Source organism: Providencia alcalifaciens (assembly GCF_020271745.1).
Taxonomy (GTDB): Bacteria; Pseudomonadota; Gammaproteobacteria; order Enterobacterales; family Enterobacteriaceae; genus Providencia; species Providencia alcalifaciens_B.
Map to the genome: position 1 here is coordinate 2,556,712 of NZ_CP084296.1, position 20,965 is coordinate 2,577,676.

Consider the following 20,965-nt stretch of genomic DNA (forward strand, 5'->3'; position numbering starts at 1 on the left):
TGTCACGTTAATGTCTCCGTTTACTTATTTGCCAGAGTTATTCTGAATAATCTCAGCAACAATTTTGTCAGCAGGAGACATATCAACCGCTAAAGCGGTTGTGTGATAAGCCGGCGTATCGCGCAGGCCTTTGGATAACACTTTGCCATCTTTATTGGCCGTATCCACTTCGACTTCCGTGGAAAGCCCGATGCGCAATGGGTATTCATCCAACTGAGCTTCATCGAGGGCGATACGTACCGGGAGGCGTTGAACCACTTTTATCCAGTTGCCGCTCGCATTTTGAGCGGGCAATAAGGAGAACGCGCTTCCTGTTCCCATATCAAGTCCAATCACGGTACCGTTGAAGATGACATCTTTGCCGTAAAAATCGGTGGTCACTTTGGCCGGTTGGCCAATGCGCATGCTAGCTAATTGGGTCTCTTTAAAGTTGGCATCAATCCACATTCCGCTAGATGGCACAATTGCCATTAATGGGGTATTTGGTGTGATTTGTGAACCAACTTGCACACTACGGCGAGAAACATAACCATCTACAGGGCTAACAATCTTAGTGCGCTGAAGGGCAAGCCATGCATTTCGTACCTGCGTTGCCGCCTGTTCAACAAGTGGCTGCTTTTCTAAAGCCGTATTGAGCACAATAGCTTGATTGGCGTTGTACTGTTCAATCGCCACATCGAGCGCCCCTTTCGCACTGACGACCGCTTCTCTCGCGTGTTGGAGCTCTTCTTTACCGATTAAATTGCTGCTACCTAAGACTTCGCGGCGTTTTAAATCATTTTGTAAGCGGGATAATTCAGAGCGTTTAACGTCAATATTCGCTTGAAATTGTCGGCTATTGATAATGTGCTGTTGGGATTGTCTAACGCTGTTAGCAAGTTCAGTTTTGGCTTTTTCAAGCGCCAGCTCGGCATCTCGCGGATCGAGTTCTACCAGTACCGTTCCACTTTTCACAAAATCGGTATTATCGACATTGACTGTCATGACGCTACCGGATATTTGTGCTTGAATTTGAACTTGATTTCCAGCAACGTAAGCGTTGTCTGTCGATTCGTAATGGCGTAAGACGAGATACCAGTATGCGGTCCAACCGATGCCAATTGCGATAAAAATAACGGTTAGGAACATTAGGGCATTTCTGCGCTGTCTTTTTTTGTTTAATGGCGGCGTTTGCGTTTCAGGCAGATCCTCGCGGGCGCTCATACTGGTGGTTCCCCATATTCAATGGATAAAATAACGACTGTTTCCAGCAGTTAATGTTAACTACTGGAAACTAAGACGACAATTGATTTTGTTGCTCGATGGGATGTAGCAATATATAGCTGAAAGGATAATGAAATATAAGGGAGTGAAAAGTGTTTTTTTCTTTTCAAGGGCTAGAATGCCTCAAATACATTAACCTTTATAAATGTATGGTTTTATTAGCCAGCTTTGATTTCGTCTAACTTTATGAGCAATGTACGTAGTAATTTTTCGAACTGTTTTTTACCCTCATCATCAAAAGACGACCATATCTGTGTAATCGCGTGATGTTGAGGTGGCAGAAGCTCATTTAAAAATTCAGAACCTTTTTCAGTTAAATGCAGATGTAAACAGCGTCTGTCATTGTGGCTTTCTTTGCGTTCAATCCACCCGTGTTTTTCTAATTCATCAGCGATTCGTGTTGCATTAGTACGAGATGAGCCTAGTGCTGCGCTTAATTCTGATGGTTGTATACTGCGGGATTCTTTAGTATCAAGGATCATTAATGCCATAAACAGTGTTTCATTTACGCCTTGAGCTCTTAGCATGCTATTACGCGATTCCAATAATTTTCCATGAACATGCATAGACAGCCGCGTTAATAAAATTTCGTGATAAGGAATCGTTTTTCCCTTGGCGTTTTGTTGCTCATTGCGAGCGTTAAGTAATTCTTCTGTCGGTGTAAATGAACTTTCCATTATTTGGATACCTTATTAGTTTCAGTTGGTAAGATTTCAACTGTAATCAACCATGTGAATGGTATATTAAAAGATAGAATTAGCAATTATACTTAATTAATTTCATCCATTTTATTTTGATAATGATACACCATTCATAAATTTTATGAATGTGTTTTAACGCATTTAGTATAGTTCAATTAACAATCACTGCTTTCTTACTATCATGTAGGTAAATAGATGAAAATATAATTGCGTTTTATACGACAAATAAAATCATATAAAACAATATATAATCACATCGCATTAACTCAATACCATTTTTTTTATTACTCAATAATTACAAGATAGAAGGTTCTTTCTGTTTTTTGAGGTAAATACCCTAAAAAGGTACCTACATTATTGAGTAATATCGAATTAATATTTTATGGGTAAGAAGTATACCATTTGATAAAGATATACTTTTTGCTTAACTGTGTCACTTATTAACTTTTTCTAGGTAAATTATACCTTGAGCCAATTATTCATCATTGTTAGCTATTCAACATGATGATTATTATCACAGTGGCATAATAATAGGCTAAATAATGGACGCAATGAATAATAGGTAAGATATTAAATTAACGGAGAGTGCTATAGCAGCCAAATAGATGGCCGCTATAGATATAAATGAATGAAGGGATTACTGTTCAGAGGTAATTGTTGGGTCGAATCGAGCGCCGATTGCCCAAATGATTAAACTGATACCCGTGATAACAACGCCTGAAATCGCCACGCCCATCCAACCTGCATGTTCATAGGCATAACCTGAAAGTAATGAACCTAGTGCTCCACCAATAAAATAACTGGTCATATAGCCAGCGGTTAAGCGATTTCGTGCTTCAGGCATAATACGATAAAGCGTGCTTTGGTTAGTAACGTGAACGCCTTGGATGGCCAGATCAAGCACTAAGATACCGATAATAAAAGCGATGAGTGAATATTTTGCTAGACCAATCGGGATCCACGAGAGCAATAATAGAATTAGCCCAAGGGTGGTAACTAATTTGCCTTTACCTTTATCCACTAAGCGTCCGGCTTGGGTTGCCATTAATGCGCCTGCGGCACCAACTAGACCAAATAACCCGATAGTCCCCTCTGAATAATTAAAAGGTGGGCTGGCTAATAAGAATGCCATCGCCGTCCATAATAGCGCAAAGTTAGCGAAAGTGAGGGCGCCAAGCAGTGCGCGAGTCGCTAAGACTGGCGTAGTAAAAAACAGGCGTCCAATAGAGCCAATGAGTTGAAAATAGTTAAGCTCTGTTTTTTGGTGGTAACGCGGTAATTTAAGCGCCAAAATTAGGATCAGCAGCATCATTAATCCAAAGGCAACCCAGTAAATCGCTCGCCAACCGCCTACCATTGCCACGCCACCGGAGATAGTTCGAGCGAGTAAGATCCCAAGAAGTAACCCACTCATAATGGTACCGACCGCTTTACCTCGCTGGTGAGGCTTTGCGATGGATGCGGCCATAGGAACAAGAACTTGGGCGACAACGGAGAATAGCCCTGTGAGGGCAGTACCGAGGAGAATTTGCCAAATATTGTCAGAAAGCGCGGTGATCAATAAACCACTGGCTGACAATGTAGTCATCACGATGATCAATTTTTTGCGTTCAAAAAGGTCACCAAGAGGAACAAGGAAGAGTAACCCAACGGCATAACCTAATTGGGCGGCGGTCACAATAAAGCCTGCCATATTGGTCGTTAGGCTGAATTGGAGTGCGATAGTATCTAACAGAGGCTGTGCGTAATAGTTACTGGCAACGACAAGCCCAGTGGCGATGGCCATTAAGAGCGTTAAGCCCGTAGTCAGTTCCGCTTGTGGTGTTTTCATGCTCATTATGCTTCGGATATAAATGTTATTTTATGATCTGTGGGTAGGCATTAAGCCTATCCCACTATGACCGTTTATAGTATTAATGATTTAAGTGATTTTATTATTTTTTTCACAAGATTGATGCGAGATATTTTTGTTGATGTTATTCAAAAAAGCCAATCATCATCTTCAGTACTGACTGCTTTACCAATCACATAGGATGAACCTGAACCTGAGAAAAAGTCATGGTTTTCGTTGGCATCAGGGGAAAGTGCCGACAAAATCTCTGGGCTAACTTGGGTTATTGAGTCAGGGAAAAGTGCTTCATAGCCCAAATTCATTAAAGCTTTATTCGCATTATAGTGAAGGAAGCTTTTCACATCTTCACTCCAGCCCACTGCATCATACAGCTCTTGGGTGTATTTGATTTCATTTTCATATAAATCAAACAATAGCGAAAAAGTGAATTCCTTAATTTCATTGCGTTCTTGTTCAGAATACTGGACAAGGGCTTTTTGAAATTTATAGCCAATATAGTAACCATGAATAGCTTCATCACGGATGATCAGGCGAATTAAATCGGCGGTATTGGTGAGCTTTCCACGGCTTGACCAGTACATGGGTAAGTAAAAACCTGAGTAAAACAAAAATGACTCTAAAAAGACGCTGGCGACTTTTTTCTTCAGAGGGTGTTCATCGCAGTAGTAAGAGAGAATAATTTTGGCTTTATTTTGCAACGCACTGTTTTCTTCACTCCAACGATAGGCTTCATCGACGTCGGCAGTGGAACACAGAGTTGAAAAAATAGAGCTGTAAGAGCGTGCATGTACAGCTTCCATAAAGCTGATATTGGAGAGAACCGCTTCTTCATGAGGCGTTTGAGCATCTCCCATCAAACACGGTGCACCAACGGTATTTTGGATGGTATCCAGCAATGTTAGCCCCGTAAAAACGCGAATGGTGAGTTTTTGTTCGGCAGGCGTCAATGTGTTCCAAGAAACCGTGTCATTGGACAGTGGGATTTTTTCGGGTAGCCAAAAGTTACTGGTCAATCGGTTCCACACTTCGAGATCTTTATCATCTTGGATGCGGTTCCAGTTTATTGCTTGAACAGGGCGATTGAGCGTGCTGGTGGTCATTATCTTTTTCCTTTTACAGTGAGCAGGAGACGCAGCCTTCGACTTCGGTGCCTTCCAGTGCTGTCTGACGTAATCGAATGTAATACAAGGTTTTGATCCCTTTTCGCCATGCGTATATTTGGGCTTTATTGATATCGCGGGTGGTGGCATTGCCATCGAAAAATAGGGTTAGTGATAAGCCTTGGTCGACGTGTTGGGTGGCTTCGGCATAGGTATCAATAATTTTCTCAGGACCAATCTGATAAGCATCTTGGTAGTATTTGAGATTCTCATTGGTCATATAAGGGGCAGGGTAGTAAACACGCCCAATTTTGCCTTCTTTACGAATTTCGATAGGCGCTACCACGGGATGGATGCTGGAGGTGGCATTATTGATATAAGAGATAGACCCCGTTGGTGGAATGGCTTGCAAGTTCTGATTGTAAATTCCGTGAGTTATCACGGACTGTTTTAATGCCTGCCAGTCCGCTTGTGTCGGTATTTCGATGCCCGAGCGTCGGAATAATTCCTGAACGGTTTGAGTCTTTGGTGACCATGTTTTGTTGGTATATTTATCAAAATACTCGCCATTGGCGTAGGTGGACATTTCAAAACCATCAAAAGTTTGTTGGCGTTCGATAGCCAATTGGTTCGAGGTTTTTAAGGCATGGTATGCCACGGTGTAAAAGTAGATATTGGTAAAGTCTAACCCTTCTTCAGAACCATAATGAATATGTTCACGAGCTAAGAAGCCATGCAAATTCATCTGTCCTAAACCAATGGCGTGGGATTGTTGGTTACCTTTGGCAATAGACGGAACGGAACGAATATTGCTCATATCAGAAACGGCGGTTAGTGCTCGGATGGCGGTATCAATCGAACGTGCAAAATCAGGGGAGTCCATAGTCTTGGCAATGTTCATGGAGCCTAAATTGCAGCTAATATCTTTACCGATATGTTGGTAACTTAGGTCATCTTCATAAAGGCTCGGCTGGTTTATCTGCAAAATCTCAGAGCATAAATTACTCATATTGATCCGGCCTGCAATCGGGTTGGCGCGGTTAGCGGTATCCTCGAACAAAATGTAGGGATAGCCAGATTCAAATTGAATTTCGGCAATGGTTTGGAAAAATTCCCGCGCATTGATTTTGAATTTTTTGATAGCTTTGTTGTTCACCATCTCACGGTATTTTTCAGTAATGCTGATTTCCGACATCGGTACCCCATAGACTTTTTGAATGTCATAAGGGGAAAACAGATACATGTCTTCATTGTTTTTTGCCAGTTGAAAAGTGATATCGGGGATCACAACCCCAAGCGAAAGCGTTTTAATGCGAATTTTTTCATCCGCATTTTCCCGTTTTGTATCTAAAAATCGCAAGATATCGGGGTGGTGAGCATGAAGATATACCGCGCCTGCACCTTGTCTTGCTCCTAGCTGATTGGCATAGGAAAAGGCATCTTCCAGCATTTTCATCACCGGAACCACGCCAGACGATTGGTTTTCTATCTGTTTTATCGGCGCGCCTTGCTCGCGTAGATTACTCATCAAGAACGCGACTCCACCTCCGCGCTTGGACAGTTGCAGGGCAGAGTTCACGGAGCGCCCGATAGATTCCATATTGTCTTCTATACGCAGTAAAAAGCAGGAAATAAGCTCGCCTCGTTGTTTTTTACCGCCGTTAAGGAATGTAGGAGTGGCAGGTTGAAAACGCCCGCTAATGATTTCATCCACTAAGAGGGTTGCTAGGGGTTTTGAGCCTTGTGCTAGAGCCAATGCAACCATACAAACTCGGTCTTCATAACGTTCAAGATAGCGCTCGCCATCGAAGGTTTTTAGGGTATAGCTGGTGTAGTACTTAAAGGCGCCCAAGAATGTTTGGAAGCGAAATTTGTGGGCGTAGGCTTGCTTGAAAAGCTGTTTAATAAATGGGAAATCGTATTGTGCGAGCACCTCTTCTTCGTAGTAATTTTCATTGACTAAGAAATCGAGTTTTTCTTTTAAATCGTGAAAAAAAACTGTGTTTTGATTCACATGCTGGCGGAAATAAAGGTGTGCGGCTTGTTTGTCTTTATCCAGCTGTAAGCGGCCTTCACTATCATAAAGGTTCAGCATCGCATTGAGCGCATGGTAGTCCGCATTATTATTATGATTGTGATTATTATTGTGCTGTGGGTTATCCATTGATCTGCTCCTTTGTGTGAGCCCAGAATGTTTTTAATCCTTGTTTTACAGATTGCACATCGCGCTCTGTGCCTAATAATTCGAACCGATAGAGGAAGGGAATTGCGCATTTTTGAGCGACAATGTTGCCAGCAATGGCATAAGCCTCGCCAAAGTTGGTATTACCTGCTGCGATAACACCGCGAATTAACGCCCGGTTTGCCGCGATATTGAGAAAGTGCACCACTTCTTTAGGCACGGCACCATGAGCGGTTCCACCACCATAAGTCGGCAGCAACAGTACATAGGGCTGTGAAGCGAGAAGGGCATTTTCAGGTAGATGACCGATAGGAATGCGAGTGGCAGGCAATTGCAATTTTTCGATGAATCGATGGCAATTACCAGAACGACTCGAAAAGTAAATTAGCGGCTGAGTGATCATTTCAATCTCACTTACTCAATCAGTGAGTTGATTTTATCGGGGCGGAAGCCAGACCAATGTTGCTCTCCTACAATCACGACGGGAAGCTGCTGATATCCTAGTTTTTTTATAAATTCAATAGCTTGGTTATCTTCAGAAAGGTCGATAATAGTGTACGGTAATTGCTTGCGCTCGAACGCTTGGTAGGTGGCATTACATTGGACACAGTTGGGCTTACTATAAATGGTAATCTCAGTCATTTTTTTTCACCTTAACATTTTCAGAACGTGGTAATTACGTAATGGTGGTGTGTAGAAGATGAGCGGATCCTATATATTGATAAAAAATATTTCAACCACACAATATATAGTGATTTCCTAATTTGAATGATAATCATTCAAATTATTGGCTATGCTGTTATTAACATTGGAAATAAAAAAATTCAGGGGGAGATGATTCAGTTAGCTACACTGAGAAAAAATATCATTGCAAAGTAGAAATAATTTACCTTATAACTGTATATACAATCAGGTAAGTGAATCCTTTTGAGGAGATGTTATGTACCATCAATATTTAGTAGCCCCAGAAAACTTTCCGAAACCGTGGATCCATATTACGGCTGATGATGAAGGTGTGACGAGTATCTATTTTGTTGATGAAAAAACGGAGAAGGAGTCGAAAAACGAATTCTCAAAGCAGTGTGCGAAAGAACTAAAAGAATATTTTAATCATAAGCGGAAAGTGTTTTCGGTTACATTGAATCCGCAAGGTACTGAATTTCAGAAAAAAGTCTGGAAGCATTTGTGCGAAATTCCTTATGGTGAGCGCTGGAGTTATAAAGATCTCGCCTTAAAACTGGGCTCGGTTAACTATTGTCGAGCGGTCGGTATGGCCAATTCTCGTAACCCTATATCCTTGATTGTGCCGTGCCATCGTGTCTTAGGACATGATGGGAAACTGGTAGGCTATACGGGAGGGTTGGATATTAAAGATTGGTTACTTATTCATGAGAAGTAAACGCTAAAAAATTAACCATGAGTAATACTTACCTTTGCATTAATTACTATTATTAAGAATTATCCCCGTATTTAAGGCGAAAGCGGTGGATAAATAATATTTTTTTATCATTTAAATCAATTTTCGTGATCTAGGTTGTAGACAAGCCAGTTATATATTTGATGTACTGAGCTTGATACAGATGGTGTGTCTATTTTATTTTAAAGGTAATATTTGATGTCTAAAGTTAAAGGTAACGTTAAGTGGTTCAATGAGTCCAAAGGTTTTGGTTTTATCACTCCAGAAGATGGTAGCAAAGATGTTTTTGTTCACTTCTCTGCGATTTCTGGCGACGGTTTTAAAACCTTAGCAGAAGGCCAAAAAGTTGAATTTGAAATCACTGAAGGCGCGAAAGGTCCATCAGCTGCTAACGTTGTCTCTTTGTAATTAAATACTTAGAAACGAACAGCACTGAACTCGCACTAGCTTTGCTAGCGCGAGTTTTTTTATGGTTAAAATTGACCTAGTGATAGTGTCTATTGGTAATAAATTAGGTAACTAATAAAAAACCCCAATGTGTAATAATTCACAATTGGGGCTTGGCTTAATCACTATTTTGACGAAAAGATTAATATTATTTAACTTCTTCGCCTTTTGCTTGTAGGTCGGCATGATAGGAAGAGCGTACAAACGGGCCACAGGCTGCGTGAGTAAAGCCCATATCCATCGCAGCCTCTTTCATTTCATCGAACTCAGCAGGGCTTACATAGCGTTTAACGGGTAAGTGATGGCGGCTTGGCTGCAAGTATTGCCCCAACGTTAACATGGTAACGCCATGACGACGCAGATCACGCATCACTTCAATGATCTCTTCGTTGGTTTCCCCTAAGCCTACCATTAAACCGGATTTTGTTGGGATTTCAGGGTGTGCTTCTTTGAATTTTTCCAGTAATTTCAGTGACCATTCGTAGTTAGCGCCTGGGCGAACTTGGCGATAAATACGAGGTACGTTTTCAAGGTTGTGGTTAAACACATCCGGTGGTGTCGCGGTGAGAATTTCTAATGCGCGATCCATACGTCCTCGGAAGTCAGGGACGAGGGTTTCAATTTTAATCGTTGGGCTTTTTTCTCGGATGGCACTGATACAATCAGCGAAGTGCTGAGCACCACCATCACGTAAATCATCGCGGTCAACGGAAGTAATAACCACATAACGCAATGCCATATCTTTGATAGTTTGCGCTAATTTTTCAGGTTCATTCGCATCAGGGGCATTTGGGCGACCATGTGCAACGTCACAGAATGGACAACGGCGAGTACAGATCGCACCTAAAATCATAAAGGTGGCGGTTCCGTGGTTAAAACATTCAGAGAGGTTAGGACAGGAAGCTTCTTCGCAGACTGAGTGCAGGCCATTTTTACGCATTGCGGCTTTAATGCCTTGAATTCGCGTAGAATCAGCTGGCAATCTGATTTTCATCCAGTCAGGTTTACGTAGAATTTCTTCACGTTCCGTCACCACGTTTTTAACAGGGATCAGTGCCATTTTATCGGCGTCACGGTATTTAATTCCACGCTCGATCTGAATTGGTTTACTCATAATGTGCCGGTTCCAGTTATCTGTTTGCCATTAAAATTTTTTTGAAAAATGTTAAAAAATTATAGCATTATTATTGAACAATATGAAATCCAAGTGTGTCACAGAACTGACTAATAAGCACTGGCTGAACATCGTTTAATGTAATGTTTGGCGACAGTGCTCTCACTTGTGTCATTTTCAATTCACTATAACCACAAGGGTTAATGCGATTAAAAGGCTCAAGATCCATATCCACATTCAGTGCTAGTCCATGGAATGAACAGCCTTTTCGAATACGTAAGCCAAGGGAGCAAATTTTGTCTCCGTTGACATAAACGCCGGGTGCATCAGGGCGAGGATACGCACTGATATTAAAATGGGCGAGGGTATTGACCACGCAAGTTTCTAGGGCGCTAACAAGTTCACGGACACCAATGTGGCTGCGTTTTAGATCTATCATCACATACATGACTTGTTGACCGGGACCATGGTAAGTCACTTGTCCACCACGATCACTTTGGATCACGGGAATATTTCCCGGCGCGAGAAGGTGTTCGGCTTTACCAGCTTGCCCTTGGGTAAATACCGAAGGGTGCTGCACCAGCCAAATTTCGTCGCAGGTATCAGGTGTACGGGATTCAGTAAATTGGTGCATTGCCTCAGATGTGCTCTCGTAGGGAGCCAGACCTAAGTCGCGGATGATGATGCTATTCTTTGACAAAATTCGGTGTCCACAGGCTGTAAAGATGAATGGCAGTATAACGCTGTGAACGCATTACCACCAGTTTGTCTTGTTATTAGCTTGTTATTTTTCAGCTGATATTGCGGATAATAAAAAACCGAGCCGGAGGCTCGGCTAGACCATCGACAAACCCACAGGTTTGGAAATGGCTCTTTTGGGTTGTAAAACTAACAAGGAAAATCAATTTATTGATTTTCGCCTGATAACACAAAGAGGGAAAAATCACGCTTTTATCCCTCTTTGTCATCAACTTACTGAGCCGAAGGCTCGGTTTTCTTGTTGCTAATTACAGCACAACTTTGACTAATTCTAATGCGCCTAACTCAGTGTAGAGCGTTTCAACTTGCTCAATATGAGTCGCGTTAATTGTAATAGACACAGAATGGTAGTTGCCTTTGCTGCTCGGTTTAACGTCTGGTGCATAATCACCTGGAGCATGGCGCTGAACCACTTCAATGACTTGGTCAACTAATTCTGGCTGCGCTAGGCCCATCACTTTGTAGGTCAATGGACATGGGAACTCAAGCAGTTCACCTAATTTTGTTTTCATGGGCACTCCTAAAATATTGATTAGCGCCTGCATAAAAATTGGCTGGAAGAAAATAGATTTCGCCAGCCAATTCACTATCCCATTAGGGTTTGTATTTCACTACAGGCTTTCAGATACAAACTATATGGGGTTAACTGATTTCAATTTCAAGTATTAACCAAACCAACGATGGAATAATAGTTTGATGTAGTCGATTAAACGGCTGAAGAATCCACCTTCTTCCACATCTTTTAATACCGCTAAAGGACGCTGCTCGATGGTTTTACCATCTAATTGGAAGCTAATGGTTCCGACTTGTTGACCTTTTTTCAGTGGCGCTTCGATTTCAGTGGTGATTAATTCGTAGCTTGCTTTTAAGTCTTTTAAACGACCGCGAGGGATCGTGAGGTATAGGTCTTCAACCACGCCTAGTTTAATTTCGCTGTCATCACCAAACCAAACTGGAGCCGTGGCAAATTCGACGCCTGCTTGCAGCGGTTTTACTGTTTCATAGAAGCGGAAGCCGTAAGTCAGCAATTTTTTGCTTTCGGCATCACGACCTTTGCTGCTCTTTCCACCCATAACGACGGAAATAAGACGCATATCACCATCTTTTGCGGAGGCAACTAAGTTATAACCTGCGGCGTCAGTGTGACCAGTTTTGATCCCATCAACCGCAAGGCTCTTATCCCATAGCAGACCATTACGGTTAGTTTGACGGATATTGTTAAACGTGAATTCTTTTTCTTTATAAATTTCGTATTCTTCCGGCACATCACGGATCAGCGCTTGGCCAATCAACGCCATATCACGAGCAGAACTGTACTGACCCGCTGCATCGAGACCATGTACTGTTTGGAAGTGCGTATTTTGCAGACCCAGTTTATTCACGTAGGTATTCATCAAGTTAACAAAGTTAGCTTGGTCACCCGCGACATAGTCAGCCATCGCAACACAGGCATCATTACCGGACTGTAAGTTAATACCACGGGTTAGCTGAGAGACACTCACGCGATCCCCGGGTTTTAAGAACATTAATGAAGAGCCTTTGAAAATTGGGTTACCTGTCGCCCATGCATCTTCACCCACGGTGACCATGTCATTCGCGCCAATTTTACCTGATTTAATGGCTTGGCCGATGACATAGCTCGTCATCATTTTGGTCAAGCTAGCAGGGTCACGGCGCTGATCTGCATTACTTTGTGCAAGTACTTTACCTGAATTGTAATCAATCAAGATATACGCTTCAGCATCGATAGCTGGAGCCGCAGGAACTGAAGTATTTGGAAACGCTTCGTTTGCATTTGCAAAAGTGACAGTAGAAACGATCAGAGCAGAAGCCAGCGCAGTCTGACGCACGATTTGTGGCAGAAAGACATTGCGTGATGAGGAGACATTTTTCATGGTTGTATCATTACATCCAACATTCGGTTAACACAAGAAAGCGCAGTGTAGCAAAAGTTCAAAGGCAGATAAAAGAAGCTCTTGCGCTGTGCTGGTAAATTCACGTTAGTTTATACCCGTTGTACTTTAAGTTGCAGGGGGAGCTATCAATAATTCCCCCCAGAAACGTAAATTATTCGGTTATTGAGTGATTAAGGGGCAACAACCATGGATTGTTGATTGCGCTCAGACTGTAAACGAGATTGTATCTCTACGGCTTGTTGTCTCGTTGCAAAAGGTCCTAATTGAACGCGGTAGATGCCATTGTAAGGCTGTAGACGACCCGGTACGTTAAATTGGTTTTTTAAGTTATCCAACATACTTTGTGCATTCGCTTTGCTACTGATAGCGCCAGCTTGAACTAAGAAACCACGTTCAGGAACGGATTCTGTCGCAGTGGCTTTCGGTGCAACTTCGGGTTCTGGCTGCTTGATATTCATATCCGGCATCGTTGGTTGCATAGGTTCCGCAGGCTGTTTCACAGGCAATGTATTGGTTGGTGCTGGGGATTCTTGCATCACCGGTGTACCTAAGGGGCCGGAGCCTAATTGTGGACGATCCGGCAGGGCATAACTTTGTTTAACAAAGTTTGAACCAACAGTTCCTGGCCCTGATAAGCTTCCATCAGGTGCAACTTGGATAGCGTCAATCTTAATTTTTGTGGTCGTCATCAGATTTAAGCGATCGGCAACTGCACGGGATACGGCAATACTTTTACCGGGAGTGTAGGGACCACGATCATTGATGCGAACCACCATCATGCGTCCGTTCATCATGTTGGTGATACGGGCATAACTTGGAATAGGCAGTGTTGGGTGAGCTGCGGTTAACTCTACTGGATTAGCACGTTCTCCAATGGCAGTTAGTTGGCCGGAAGCTTCTTGACCATAGATTGAAGCATAACCCACTTGGGAAAACTGTGCGGGGTCACGGACAATTTGGTATTGCTTGCCATTACGCTGGTAATCATTATTCGCCGTTGGGTGATAAGGCTCATAATGTGGCTCAGCACCCAACACATCTTGTGTAGGAACATTGGTTGGTACTGTTGGCTGCCGCTTAACGTCTTCGTTAATACATCCACTGAGTAATGTGGTTGCCATAGCGAGCATAATCCATTGTAAACGCATACTAAGCCTCATTTTATAAACTCTTAGATAAAAATTTTCTGTGAGTATGGATAGACATGATAATACCGAATCCAGCCATTAAAACAATTAAGGCGGAGCCCCCATAACTTACTAAGGGGAGGGGAACGCCTACGACAGGTAAAATACCACTCACCATACCAATATTAACAAACACATACACAAATAGGATTAGGATTAATCCGCCGACCATGACTCGCCCGAAGGTGTTTTGTGCATTTGCTGCAATATATAGCCCACGAATAATCAATAGGAGATAAAGAGCCAATAAGACCAAGACACCAATCAATCCAAGTTCTTCAGCTAATACAGCGAAAATAAAGTCTGTGTGACGTTCAGGCAGGAATTCAAGCTGAGACTGAGTACCTTCCAACCAGCCTTTACCCATTAAACCGCCAGAACCAATCGCAATTTTAGATTGGATGATGTGATAACCTTTACCTAGCGGATCACTTTCTGGGTCAAGTAGCATCATGATTCGCGCTCTCTGGTAGTCATGCATTAAGAAGAACCAGAGCATCGGTATAAAGGCGGCAACGGCGACGGCAGCAACAGCAATTAAACGCCAGCTCATTCCCGCTAAAAATAGGACAAATAGCCCTGAAGCCGCGACGAGGATCGAGGTGCCTAAGTCTGGCTGAGCAGCGACCAGCAATGTTGGGACAAAAATAAACACGAGGGCAATACAGGTATTTTTAAAGGATGGCGGGCATGAGTCGCGGTTCATAAAGCGAGCAACCATGAGCGGTACCGCGATTTTCGCAATCTCTGATGGCTGGAACCGTATAAAGCCCAAATCTAACCAGCGCTGAGCCCCTTTACTGATTTGCCCAAACACGTCAACGAAGACTAATAAAATCACGCAGAAAATAAACAGGTGTGGTGCGAGACTTTCATACATGCGAGGTGGAATTTGGGCCATCACGATCATCACGACAAAACCAGAAAAAATTTGCCCCAGTTTTCGCTCCATCATTTCATGATCTAACCCGCTAGCACTCCACATAATAAAGGCGCTATAAGCGAGTAATGCGATGATGATTAATAACATAGGCACATCAATGTGCAGACGTGTTGATAGTGATAATTTTCTCTTATCGTCAGTCATGATTAACGATCTTCCTCTGCACTGGCACCCGTACTCTCAACTTGGGTTTTGTTATCACCTAACAGGACATGGTCAAAGATTTGGCGAACAATATCACCAACTGCAGGGCCTGCCCCCCCGTTTTCTAAAATAATGGCAACGGAAATAGTGGGGTTATCATAAGGTGCATAAGCAATCATTAGTTTATGGTCACGCAAATGCTCGGCTAATTTACTGGCGTTATAGGTTTCATAACTAAACACCTGTGCCGTTCCTGATTTTGCAGCAACTTTATAAGGTGTCCCTACGAAACTACGCTTACCGGTACCATTTGGCGCATTGGCCACGCCGTACATACCCGTTTTGGCGAGCTCCCAATATCCAGAATGGATATCGCCAATTTGTCGGGTCTCTTTGTCTTCATAAGGTACCATGGCATCACCAAGTTTGGTTCCATATAGCAAATGAGGCGTTTTGACTTTTCCGTCATTAATCAATGTCATCAATGCTTTAGACATTTGGATTGGCGTTGATGTCCAATAACCTTGACCAATCCCGACAGGGATTGTGTCCCCTTGATACCATGGCTTTTTATAGCGTTTTTGTTTCCATTCACGGGTTGGCATGATCCCTTGACGCTCTTCGGAAAGGTCAATACCAGTATATTCCCCATAACCAAAGCGGGTCATCCATTCGGAAAGACGGTCAATTCCCATGTCATAAGCGACTTGGTAGAAGAAGGTATCCGCAGATTCAATGATCGATTTGACAACATTCAGCTTACCATGTCCCCAGCGTTTCCAGTCTCGGTAACGTTTTTCAGAGCCGGGGAGTTGCCACCAACCGGGATCGTAAATTGTCGTGTTCGGGGTAATTACTTTTTCGCTTAATGCCGCGACAGAGATAAAGGGTTTTACCGTGGATGCTGGTGGATATAAGCCCTGAGTCGCGCGGTTGATCAACGGTCTGTTAGGGTTATTTAACAGCTCTTGGTAATCTTTGTTGGAAATTCCGTTCACAAACAAGTTTGAATCGTAACTTGGCGTGGAAACCAATGCGAGGATCTCACCATTACGTGGGTCTGTGACGACGACTGCGGCACGGCTGGTGGTGAGGATTTTCTCAATATAAGTCTGTAATTCGAGATCGATAGTGAGATAGACATCGCGACCTGCTTGCGGTGGCTGCTCGTGTAATTGGCGGATCACGCGGCCACGGCTATTCACTTCAACTTCTTCGTAGCCCGTTTTACCATGTAAGACATCTTCATAGTAACGCTCAATACCTAATTTACCGATATCATGGCTGGCGGCGTAGTTTGGTAATAATCCTTCTTTATCAAGGCGTTCAACGTCTTTATCGTTAATTTTCGCGACGTAGCCAATGACGTGAGTTAATGCGGAACCATATGGGTATGAGCGGCGCTGATAACTTTTTACTTCTAAGCCGGGAAAGCGATATTGATTAACAGCAAAGCGTGCAACTTGGACTTCATTCAACTGCGTTTTCAGTGCGATAGAGGTAAAGCGGCGAGAGCGTTTACGCTCTTTTTCAAAGTTGGTGATATCTTCGTCAGTAAGGTCAACAACATCCCGCAGCTTATTAAGTGTTTCCTGTAAGTTATCGACTTTTTCAGGAACAATTTCTAGCTGATAAAAGGTACTATTGAGGGCTAACTGAGTGCCTTTTCGGTCATAAATAATGCCGCGGCTAGGCGCAATAGGCACCAATTTAATACGGTTATCATTTGAGCGTGTTTGGTAATCGTCATGACGGACTACTTGTAGATGATACAAATTGGTCACGAGGATTGAAGTAAGTATGACAATGACGCCGAAAGCAATTAATGCCCGGCGAATAAATAAAACTGATTCTGCGGTATGGTCGCGAAAAGGGGTGCGTTGTTGTTTCATCCCATTGCCATTGTGTACAAATTAATTCCTAACTATTCCCGATGATATGGATGATTAGTTGTAATACTCCATGCCCGATAAAGACTTTCGGCAACAAGGACTCGAACTAGCGGATGGGGTAGTGTTAGTGGTGATAGAGACCAACTTTGTTCTGCGGCATCTTTACACGCCGGAGCAAGTCCTTCTGGTCCACCAATTAACAGGCTGACATTACGACCATCTTGTTTCCACTTGTCTAACTGTACGGCTAATTTTGGTGTATCCCAACGATCCCCTGGAATATCCAGCGTGACGATACGATTGCCTTTGCCGACAGCAGCAAGCATCAATTCACCTTCTTTTTCGAGAATACGTTTGATGTCTGCATTTTTTCCACGTTTTCCTGCGGGGACTTCGGTTAATTCGAAAGGCATATCTTTGGGAAAACGGTGAAGGTAATCCATAAAGCCGGTCTGTACCCAGTCCGGCATTTTAGTTCCGACAGCGATGAGTTGTAATTTCAAACTCAGCTCCAGAGCTTTTCAAGTTCGTACATGCGGCGGCTTTCATCTTGCATGATATGGACGATGGCATCACCAAGGTCGACAACAATCCAGTCTGAAATGCCTTGACCTTCAACACCGAGAGGCATTAAACCGTTTTTACGGCACGCATCAATTAAACGATCAGCAACAGACATCAGATGACGAGTTGACGTTCCTGTGCAGATGATCATTTGGTCAGTAACACTTGATTTTTCATGGACATCGATCGAAATGATATCTTCAGCTTTCGCATCTTCAAGTTGATCGATAATAAATTGTTGGAGTTCAGTTCCTTGCAAAAGGTTCACCTTTTATTCAAATTGAGAGAATCTCTTGTTAAACACTATTCTTGTTAAAGACTGTTCATCATTGTGTTTTCTAGGGGGATTACCCTAGTAAAGTGCCGCCATTTTACCCTAGATTTTCACAAAAATCGGCTAAATTATTTTTTATTGGCATAGGAGGGCAATTTATAGGGATATATCGTCCATTGAGCAACAAATTTGTAGTAACTTTACAAAGTTAGTCATCTTCACTACTCCAGAAGTATTTTAGGATAAGAGAGATAATGTGCAATTAATTAAGCCAAAAGTTTTAATGCTAGATGGAATCGCTTATCCATCTAGCGAAATACAGCCATTAACCGATTCCATTGTGACGTGTTTTTCGCCAGAAGAATTTAATCAGACGGACAATGAAAGTGTAGGAATTATTTTTCCAAAACACCATGCACAAAGATTACTGGCATTTTTTCCTGCAAGTTTACCGGTTATTACTGACACTGAATGGCAAAATGTGCAGCAACTTGACCATTTTTTTACGCAATTGTATCTCTTACAACGGATTGAAATATTGGCCCAGCAGTTAACGCATCATGGGATTATTCTATTTCATAGTCAGCATAAGTATCTCATCATGGCGTATTCACCAACTGGCTATCAATTGACCGGTAAGCTAGTTGCAGGGATTAAGAAAGGCGATGACTTGAAATTGTTTTTTGCACAATATAAGGCGAGCTTAATGGAGATCTTTGCATTAATGCCACCCAAAAATATTCAAGTTAATGCGCTTAGTCACATGCAAGGATATTTTAAACGTAGGGCGACGAGAGATGAGAAAAAACATTTATTGGCGTTAATTAATGATTACCGTGACGGGAGAATACCGATAAACCAGCCATTATTGATGATGCGGCAGTTACTTATTCAATATCCTGATAGCTATTTAAGTGAACAATATTATTTTGAACCATATCCTCATTGTGAGCAGATTAGGGTATTACCTTATTCTTGATAAAGGTGATGAGCCTGAATATATTCTAAAACGGCATGAGGAATTAAATCATTACATGAATCCCCTGAGCTTAATTTTTGGCGAATTTCAGTGGCTGAAATATTCACTAGAGGAGTGTCAGCAATAAAGATAAGCCCCTTTGCTTGCAGGCTTAATTGACGAGGATTATCCGTTTGATGTTGATTGAGCCACTGTTGCATTTGTGGGTTAGAAAAGTGAGTAGAATATCCTGGTCTAGCACAAACTAATAAATGACATTTTTCTAAAAGTTGCTCCCACCCATACCAAGTATTGATGGATAACAGTGAATCCTGCCCAATAATAAAGGCCAGTGGTTGAGTGCTTCCCAACTCTTCACGTAGTTCACTTAAAGTTTCAAGGGTATATGAGGGCGTGCTCTTTTGCAGTTCTCGAGTATCAACAGTAAATAAAGGATTATTTTGAACTGCGAGTTGTACCATCTCCAAACGTTGCATTGGTGAGGCTTGAGGTTGTGGGCGATGGGGGGGAACATGATTAGGTAATAGAATGACTCTTTGTAAGCCAACTTGTTTGGCAAGGGCTTCGACTGGGCGCAAGTGCCCATAATGAATCGGATCGAAAGTACCGCCAAATAATGCCTGAAGGCCTTGAGGTTTACAGGTCATACTCTTACCTATGTTGAATAAAATGTTCTGCGTCTTTTTTACCGCACAATAGCATGGATAAAGATTGTAGATCTGACCAAGAGGAGTTAGCAAAATCTTGTTTGGTATGAATCTCGGCTTGAGTCAGTAACATCAATGCTGATTGTAATTGATGTAGACTTAAACGCTGTATTGCATCCCCTAATAGACCACGACGGTTTTGCCAAACTTTATGTTGGTCAAATAGCGTTTTTAATGAAGTGGTCGCAGATTGACGCTTTAACGTGATCAGCAACATTAATTCCCGTTGGATAGCACGTAGTAAAATGACAGGTTCAACATCTTCTTGCTTGAGCTGCTCAAGGATATGCCATGAACGGCGCGGCTTACCGGCTAGAATCGCATCCACCCAATGGTAGGGTGTAAAATGGGCGGAATCATTCACTGCACTTTCGACGCGAGGGTAAGTGAGCTTCCCATCAGGATAGAGCAGGGCAAGTCTCTCCAGCGCTTGCGCTAATCCCAATAAATTACCTTCATAGCAATAGCAAAGTAATTGGTTTGCTTCTGTTTCTAATGAGAGTCGCATCTGGCTAGCACGTTTAGAGACCCACTGCGGTAAACGTTGATATTCAGGCGTTAGGCAACTGACATAGATACCATCTTGGCTGATGGCTTTGAACCAAGCACTGTTTTCTTGCGCTTTGGTAAGTTTATGCCCGCGCAGAACTAATAGCAGGTCGGGATGAAGTAAACCGGCGAGCTGAGTTAGCTTGTCTGCCATCGCGGCATTAGGTCCATTTTCAGGCAAAAATAGGGTAAGCATTTGGCGACTGGCAAACAGACTCAGTGCTTGGCAGAGGCTAAAAATTTCATCCCAATCAGTATGTTGCTCTAAAGAGAAAGTGAAATGCTCTTCAAAACCTTGCTGGCGTGCAACTTGGCGGATAGCATCTTGGCTTTCTTGAATAAGAAGGGGCTCTGAGCCCCAAATGAGATAGCGGCCTCTTAGAGACTCTTGTAACGAAGAGGCCAGCTGTTCAGGATAAATGCGTATCATTATTCGGCAACAGGTTTCTCAGCCGCTTGCGCTTTCGCTTTTTCTAACTCAGCACTGTGAACCAGAAGCAGTTTGCGCACGATGTTACGTGCCGCTTGTTGTTGCATCTCTTGCTTCACAATCTCGTTCTCAGCATCTTTTGCGAGCGCTTCTAACGGGTTATCAAAGAAAGTCCGCACAACTTTTGTTTCCAGCGGATAAATAGCACCATCAGGCATTAACACTTGCGCCTTCATGACCAATGTCAGTTGTTTCTCTGCCGCTTTACCATCTTGATAAATCGAAACGGTATCGGTGCTTTCTGTTGAACCTACAATTTTCAAAATAGGCACATCAGCGCGGCCTGAATCTAGCAGAGTCACGTTATTGAGTCGCAGTTGTTCCCTAACCGCACGAGTTTGGTAACTGTACGGGTCGCCAGAACTTAACTGTAACGTTTTCAGTTCTTCGGGAAGTTGCGTGGTTCCTTGAAGACGAAAACCGCAACCTGCGGTGACTAGCACCGACAGGCTGAGAAATAAAGTTATCAGATAGCGCACTTGGGC

Annotated in this window: 22 protein-coding genes; 3 read left to right on the forward strand and 19 right to left on the reverse strand. The window is 42.7% G+C overall.

Features of this window, described 5'->3' with window-relative positions; translation table 11 throughout:
• Positions 1–24: 24 nt before the first annotated feature.
• The 7 genes from emrA to nrdH all read right to left on the reverse strand — a co-directional run bounded on the left by emrA (position 25) and on the right by nrdH (position 7,740).
• Positions 25–1,203 carry a multidrug efflux MFS transporter periplasmic adaptor subunit EmrA gene (emrA, locus tag LDO51_RS11750; RefSeq protein WP_225574708.1) on the reverse strand — a complete coding sequence of 393 codons (1,179 nt, stop codon included), beginning with the start codon at positions 1,201–1,203 and terminating at the stop codon, positions 25–27.
• A 218-nt stretch (positions 1,204–1,421) separates the two neighbouring features.
• The gene (gene mprA, locus LDO51_RS11755) at positions 1,422–1,940 is read right to left on the reverse strand and encodes a transcriptional repressor MprA (protein WP_225574709.1); all 519 of its coding nucleotides are present in this window, start codon (positions 1,938–1,940) and stop codon (positions 1,422–1,424) included.
• A 661-nt stretch (positions 1,941–2,601) separates the two neighbouring features.
• Entirely contained in the window at positions 2,602–3,801 is a 1,200-nt protein-coding gene (locus LDO51_RS11760) for an MFS transporter (protein WP_225574710.1), read from the reverse strand.
• Between the two features lie 143 nt (positions 3,802–3,944).
• Positions 3,945–4,916 (reverse strand): class 1b ribonucleoside-diphosphate reductase subunit beta, encoded by a 972-nt coding sequence (gene nrdF, locus LDO51_RS11765; protein WP_225574711.1) that lies wholly within the window; start codon positions 4,914–4,916, stop codon positions 3,945–3,947.
• A gap of 13 nt (positions 4,917–4,929) precedes the next feature.
• Positions 4,930–7,080, reverse strand: a complete 2,151-nt coding sequence (nrdE, locus tag LDO51_RS11770; RefSeq protein WP_225574712.1) for a class 1b ribonucleoside-diphosphate reductase subunit alpha — start codon at positions 7,078–7,080, stop codon at positions 4,930–4,932.
• Positions 7,073–7,501 carry a class Ib ribonucleoside-diphosphate reductase assembly flavoprotein NrdI gene (gene nrdI, locus LDO51_RS11775; RefSeq protein ID WP_225574713.1) on the reverse strand — a complete coding sequence of 143 codons (429 nt, stop codon included), beginning with the start codon at positions 7,499–7,501 and terminating at the stop codon, positions 7,073–7,075. The genes nrdE and nrdI overlap by 8 nt, the downstream gene beginning before the upstream one ends.
• Positions 7,502–7,512: 11 nt before the next feature.
• Complete coding sequence (nrdH, locus tag LDO51_RS11780; protein WP_225574714.1) at positions 7,513–7,740, reverse strand: glutaredoxin-like protein NrdH; 228 nt, start codon at positions 7,738–7,740, stop codon at positions 7,513–7,515.
• A 298-nt stretch (positions 7,741–8,038) separates the two neighbouring features.
• On the opposite strand from nrdH, the gene LDO51_RS11785 reads away from it, so the two are divergent.
• Together LDO51_RS11785 and cspE are read left to right on the forward strand one after the other, a co-directional pair.
• A complete protein-coding gene (locus tag LDO51_RS11785) occupies positions 8,039–8,497 on the forward strand; it encodes a methylated-DNA--[protein]-cysteine S-methyltransferase (protein ID WP_225574715.1) in 459 nt (152 codons plus the stop codon).
• Positions 8,498–8,713: 216 nt separating this feature from the next.
• Positions 8,714–8,923, forward strand: a complete 210-nt coding sequence (gene cspE / locus LDO51_RS11790; protein ID WP_006662336.1) for a transcription antiterminator/RNA stability regulator CspE — start codon at positions 8,714–8,716, stop codon at positions 8,921–8,923.
• A gap of 187 nt (positions 8,924–9,110) precedes the next feature.
• On the opposite strand, the gene lipA is transcribed toward cspE, so the two are convergent.
• The 9 genes from lipA to rsfS form a co-directional block, all read right to left on the reverse strand.
• A complete protein-coding gene (gene lipA, locus LDO51_RS11795; protein WP_036947707.1) occupies positions 9,111–10,076 on the reverse strand; it encodes a lipoyl synthase in 966 nt (321 codons plus the stop codon).
• Positions 10,077–10,146: 70 nt separating this feature from the next.
• On the reverse strand, positions 10,147–10,710 hold the full coding sequence (gene lipB / locus LDO51_RS11800) for a lipoyl(octanoyl) transferase LipB (protein ID WP_230082517.1): 564 nt from the start codon (positions 10,708–10,710) through the stop codon (positions 10,147–10,149).
• A 373-nt stretch (positions 10,711–11,083) separates the two neighbouring features.
• Positions 11,084–11,347: a DUF493 family protein YbeD gene (gene ybeD / locus LDO51_RS11805; protein ID WP_006662335.1), complete on the reverse strand. Its 264-nt coding sequence runs from the start codon at positions 11,345–11,347 to the stop codon at positions 11,084–11,086.
• 153 nt (positions 11,348–11,500) lie between these two features.
• Positions 11,501–12,730: a D-alanyl-D-alanine carboxypeptidase DacA gene (dacA, locus tag LDO51_RS11810; RefSeq protein ID WP_225574716.1), complete on the reverse strand. Its 1,230-nt coding sequence runs from the start codon at positions 12,728–12,730 to the stop codon at positions 11,501–11,503.
• Between the two features lie 191 nt (positions 12,731–12,921).
• On the reverse strand, positions 12,922–13,899 hold the full coding sequence (gene rlpA / locus LDO51_RS11815) for an endolytic peptidoglycan transglycosylase RlpA (protein ID WP_225574717.1): 978 nt from the start codon (positions 13,897–13,899) through the stop codon (positions 12,922–12,924).
• Positions 13,900–13,912: 13 nt separating this feature from the next.
• Positions 13,913–15,025: a peptidoglycan glycosyltransferase MrdB gene (mrdB, locus tag LDO51_RS11820; RefSeq protein WP_225574718.1), complete on the reverse strand. Its 1,113-nt coding sequence runs from the start codon at positions 15,023–15,025 to the stop codon at positions 13,913–13,915.
• 2 nt (positions 15,026–15,027) lie between these two features.
• Positions 15,028–16,917: a peptidoglycan DD-transpeptidase MrdA gene (mrdA, locus tag LDO51_RS11825; protein ID WP_225574719.1), complete on the reverse strand. Its 1,890-nt coding sequence runs from the start codon at positions 16,915–16,917 to the stop codon at positions 15,028–15,030.
• Positions 16,918–16,949: 32 nt separating this feature from the next.
• Entirely contained in the window at positions 16,950–17,420 is a 471-nt protein-coding gene (gene rlmH, locus LDO51_RS11830; RefSeq protein WP_225574720.1) for a 23S rRNA (pseudouridine(1915)-N(3))-methyltransferase RlmH, read from the reverse strand.
• Positions 17,421–17,422: 2 nt separating this feature from the next.
• Positions 17,423–17,749, reverse strand: a complete 327-nt coding sequence (gene rsfS / locus LDO51_RS11835; protein WP_225574721.1) for a ribosome silencing factor — start codon at positions 17,747–17,749, stop codon at positions 17,423–17,425.
• Positions 17,750–18,011: 262 nt separating this feature from the next.
• On the opposite strand from rsfS, the gene LDO51_RS19730 reads away from it, so the two are divergent.
• Positions 18,012–18,734: a YbgA family protein gene (locus tag LDO51_RS19730; protein WP_225574722.1), complete on the forward strand. Its 723-nt coding sequence runs from the start codon at positions 18,012–18,014 to the stop codon at positions 18,732–18,734.
• Here LDO51_RS19730 and nadD read toward each other — a convergent pair.
• The 3 genes from nadD to lptE are packed head-to-tail and all read right to left on the reverse strand — an operon-like array spanning position 18,725 to position 20,959.
• Positions 18,725–19,381 (reverse strand): nicotinate-nucleotide adenylyltransferase, encoded by a 657-nt coding sequence (nadD, locus tag LDO51_RS11845; protein ID WP_225574723.1) that lies wholly within the window; start codon positions 19,379–19,381, stop codon positions 18,725–18,727. The genes LDO51_RS19730 and nadD overlap by 10 nt on opposite strands.
• A gap of 4 nt (positions 19,382–19,385) precedes the next feature.
• The gene (gene holA / locus LDO51_RS11850; RefSeq protein ID WP_225574724.1) at positions 19,386–20,420 is read right to left on the reverse strand and encodes a DNA polymerase III subunit delta; all 1,035 of its coding nucleotides are present in this window, start codon (positions 20,418–20,420) and stop codon (positions 19,386–19,388) included.
• Positions 20,420–20,959: an LPS assembly lipoprotein LptE gene (gene lptE / locus LDO51_RS11855; RefSeq protein WP_036947677.1), complete on the reverse strand. Its 540-nt coding sequence runs from the start codon at positions 20,957–20,959 to the stop codon at positions 20,420–20,422. Before lptE ends, holA begins: the two co-directional genes overlap by 1 nt.
• Positions 20,960–20,965: the final 6 nt, after the last annotated feature.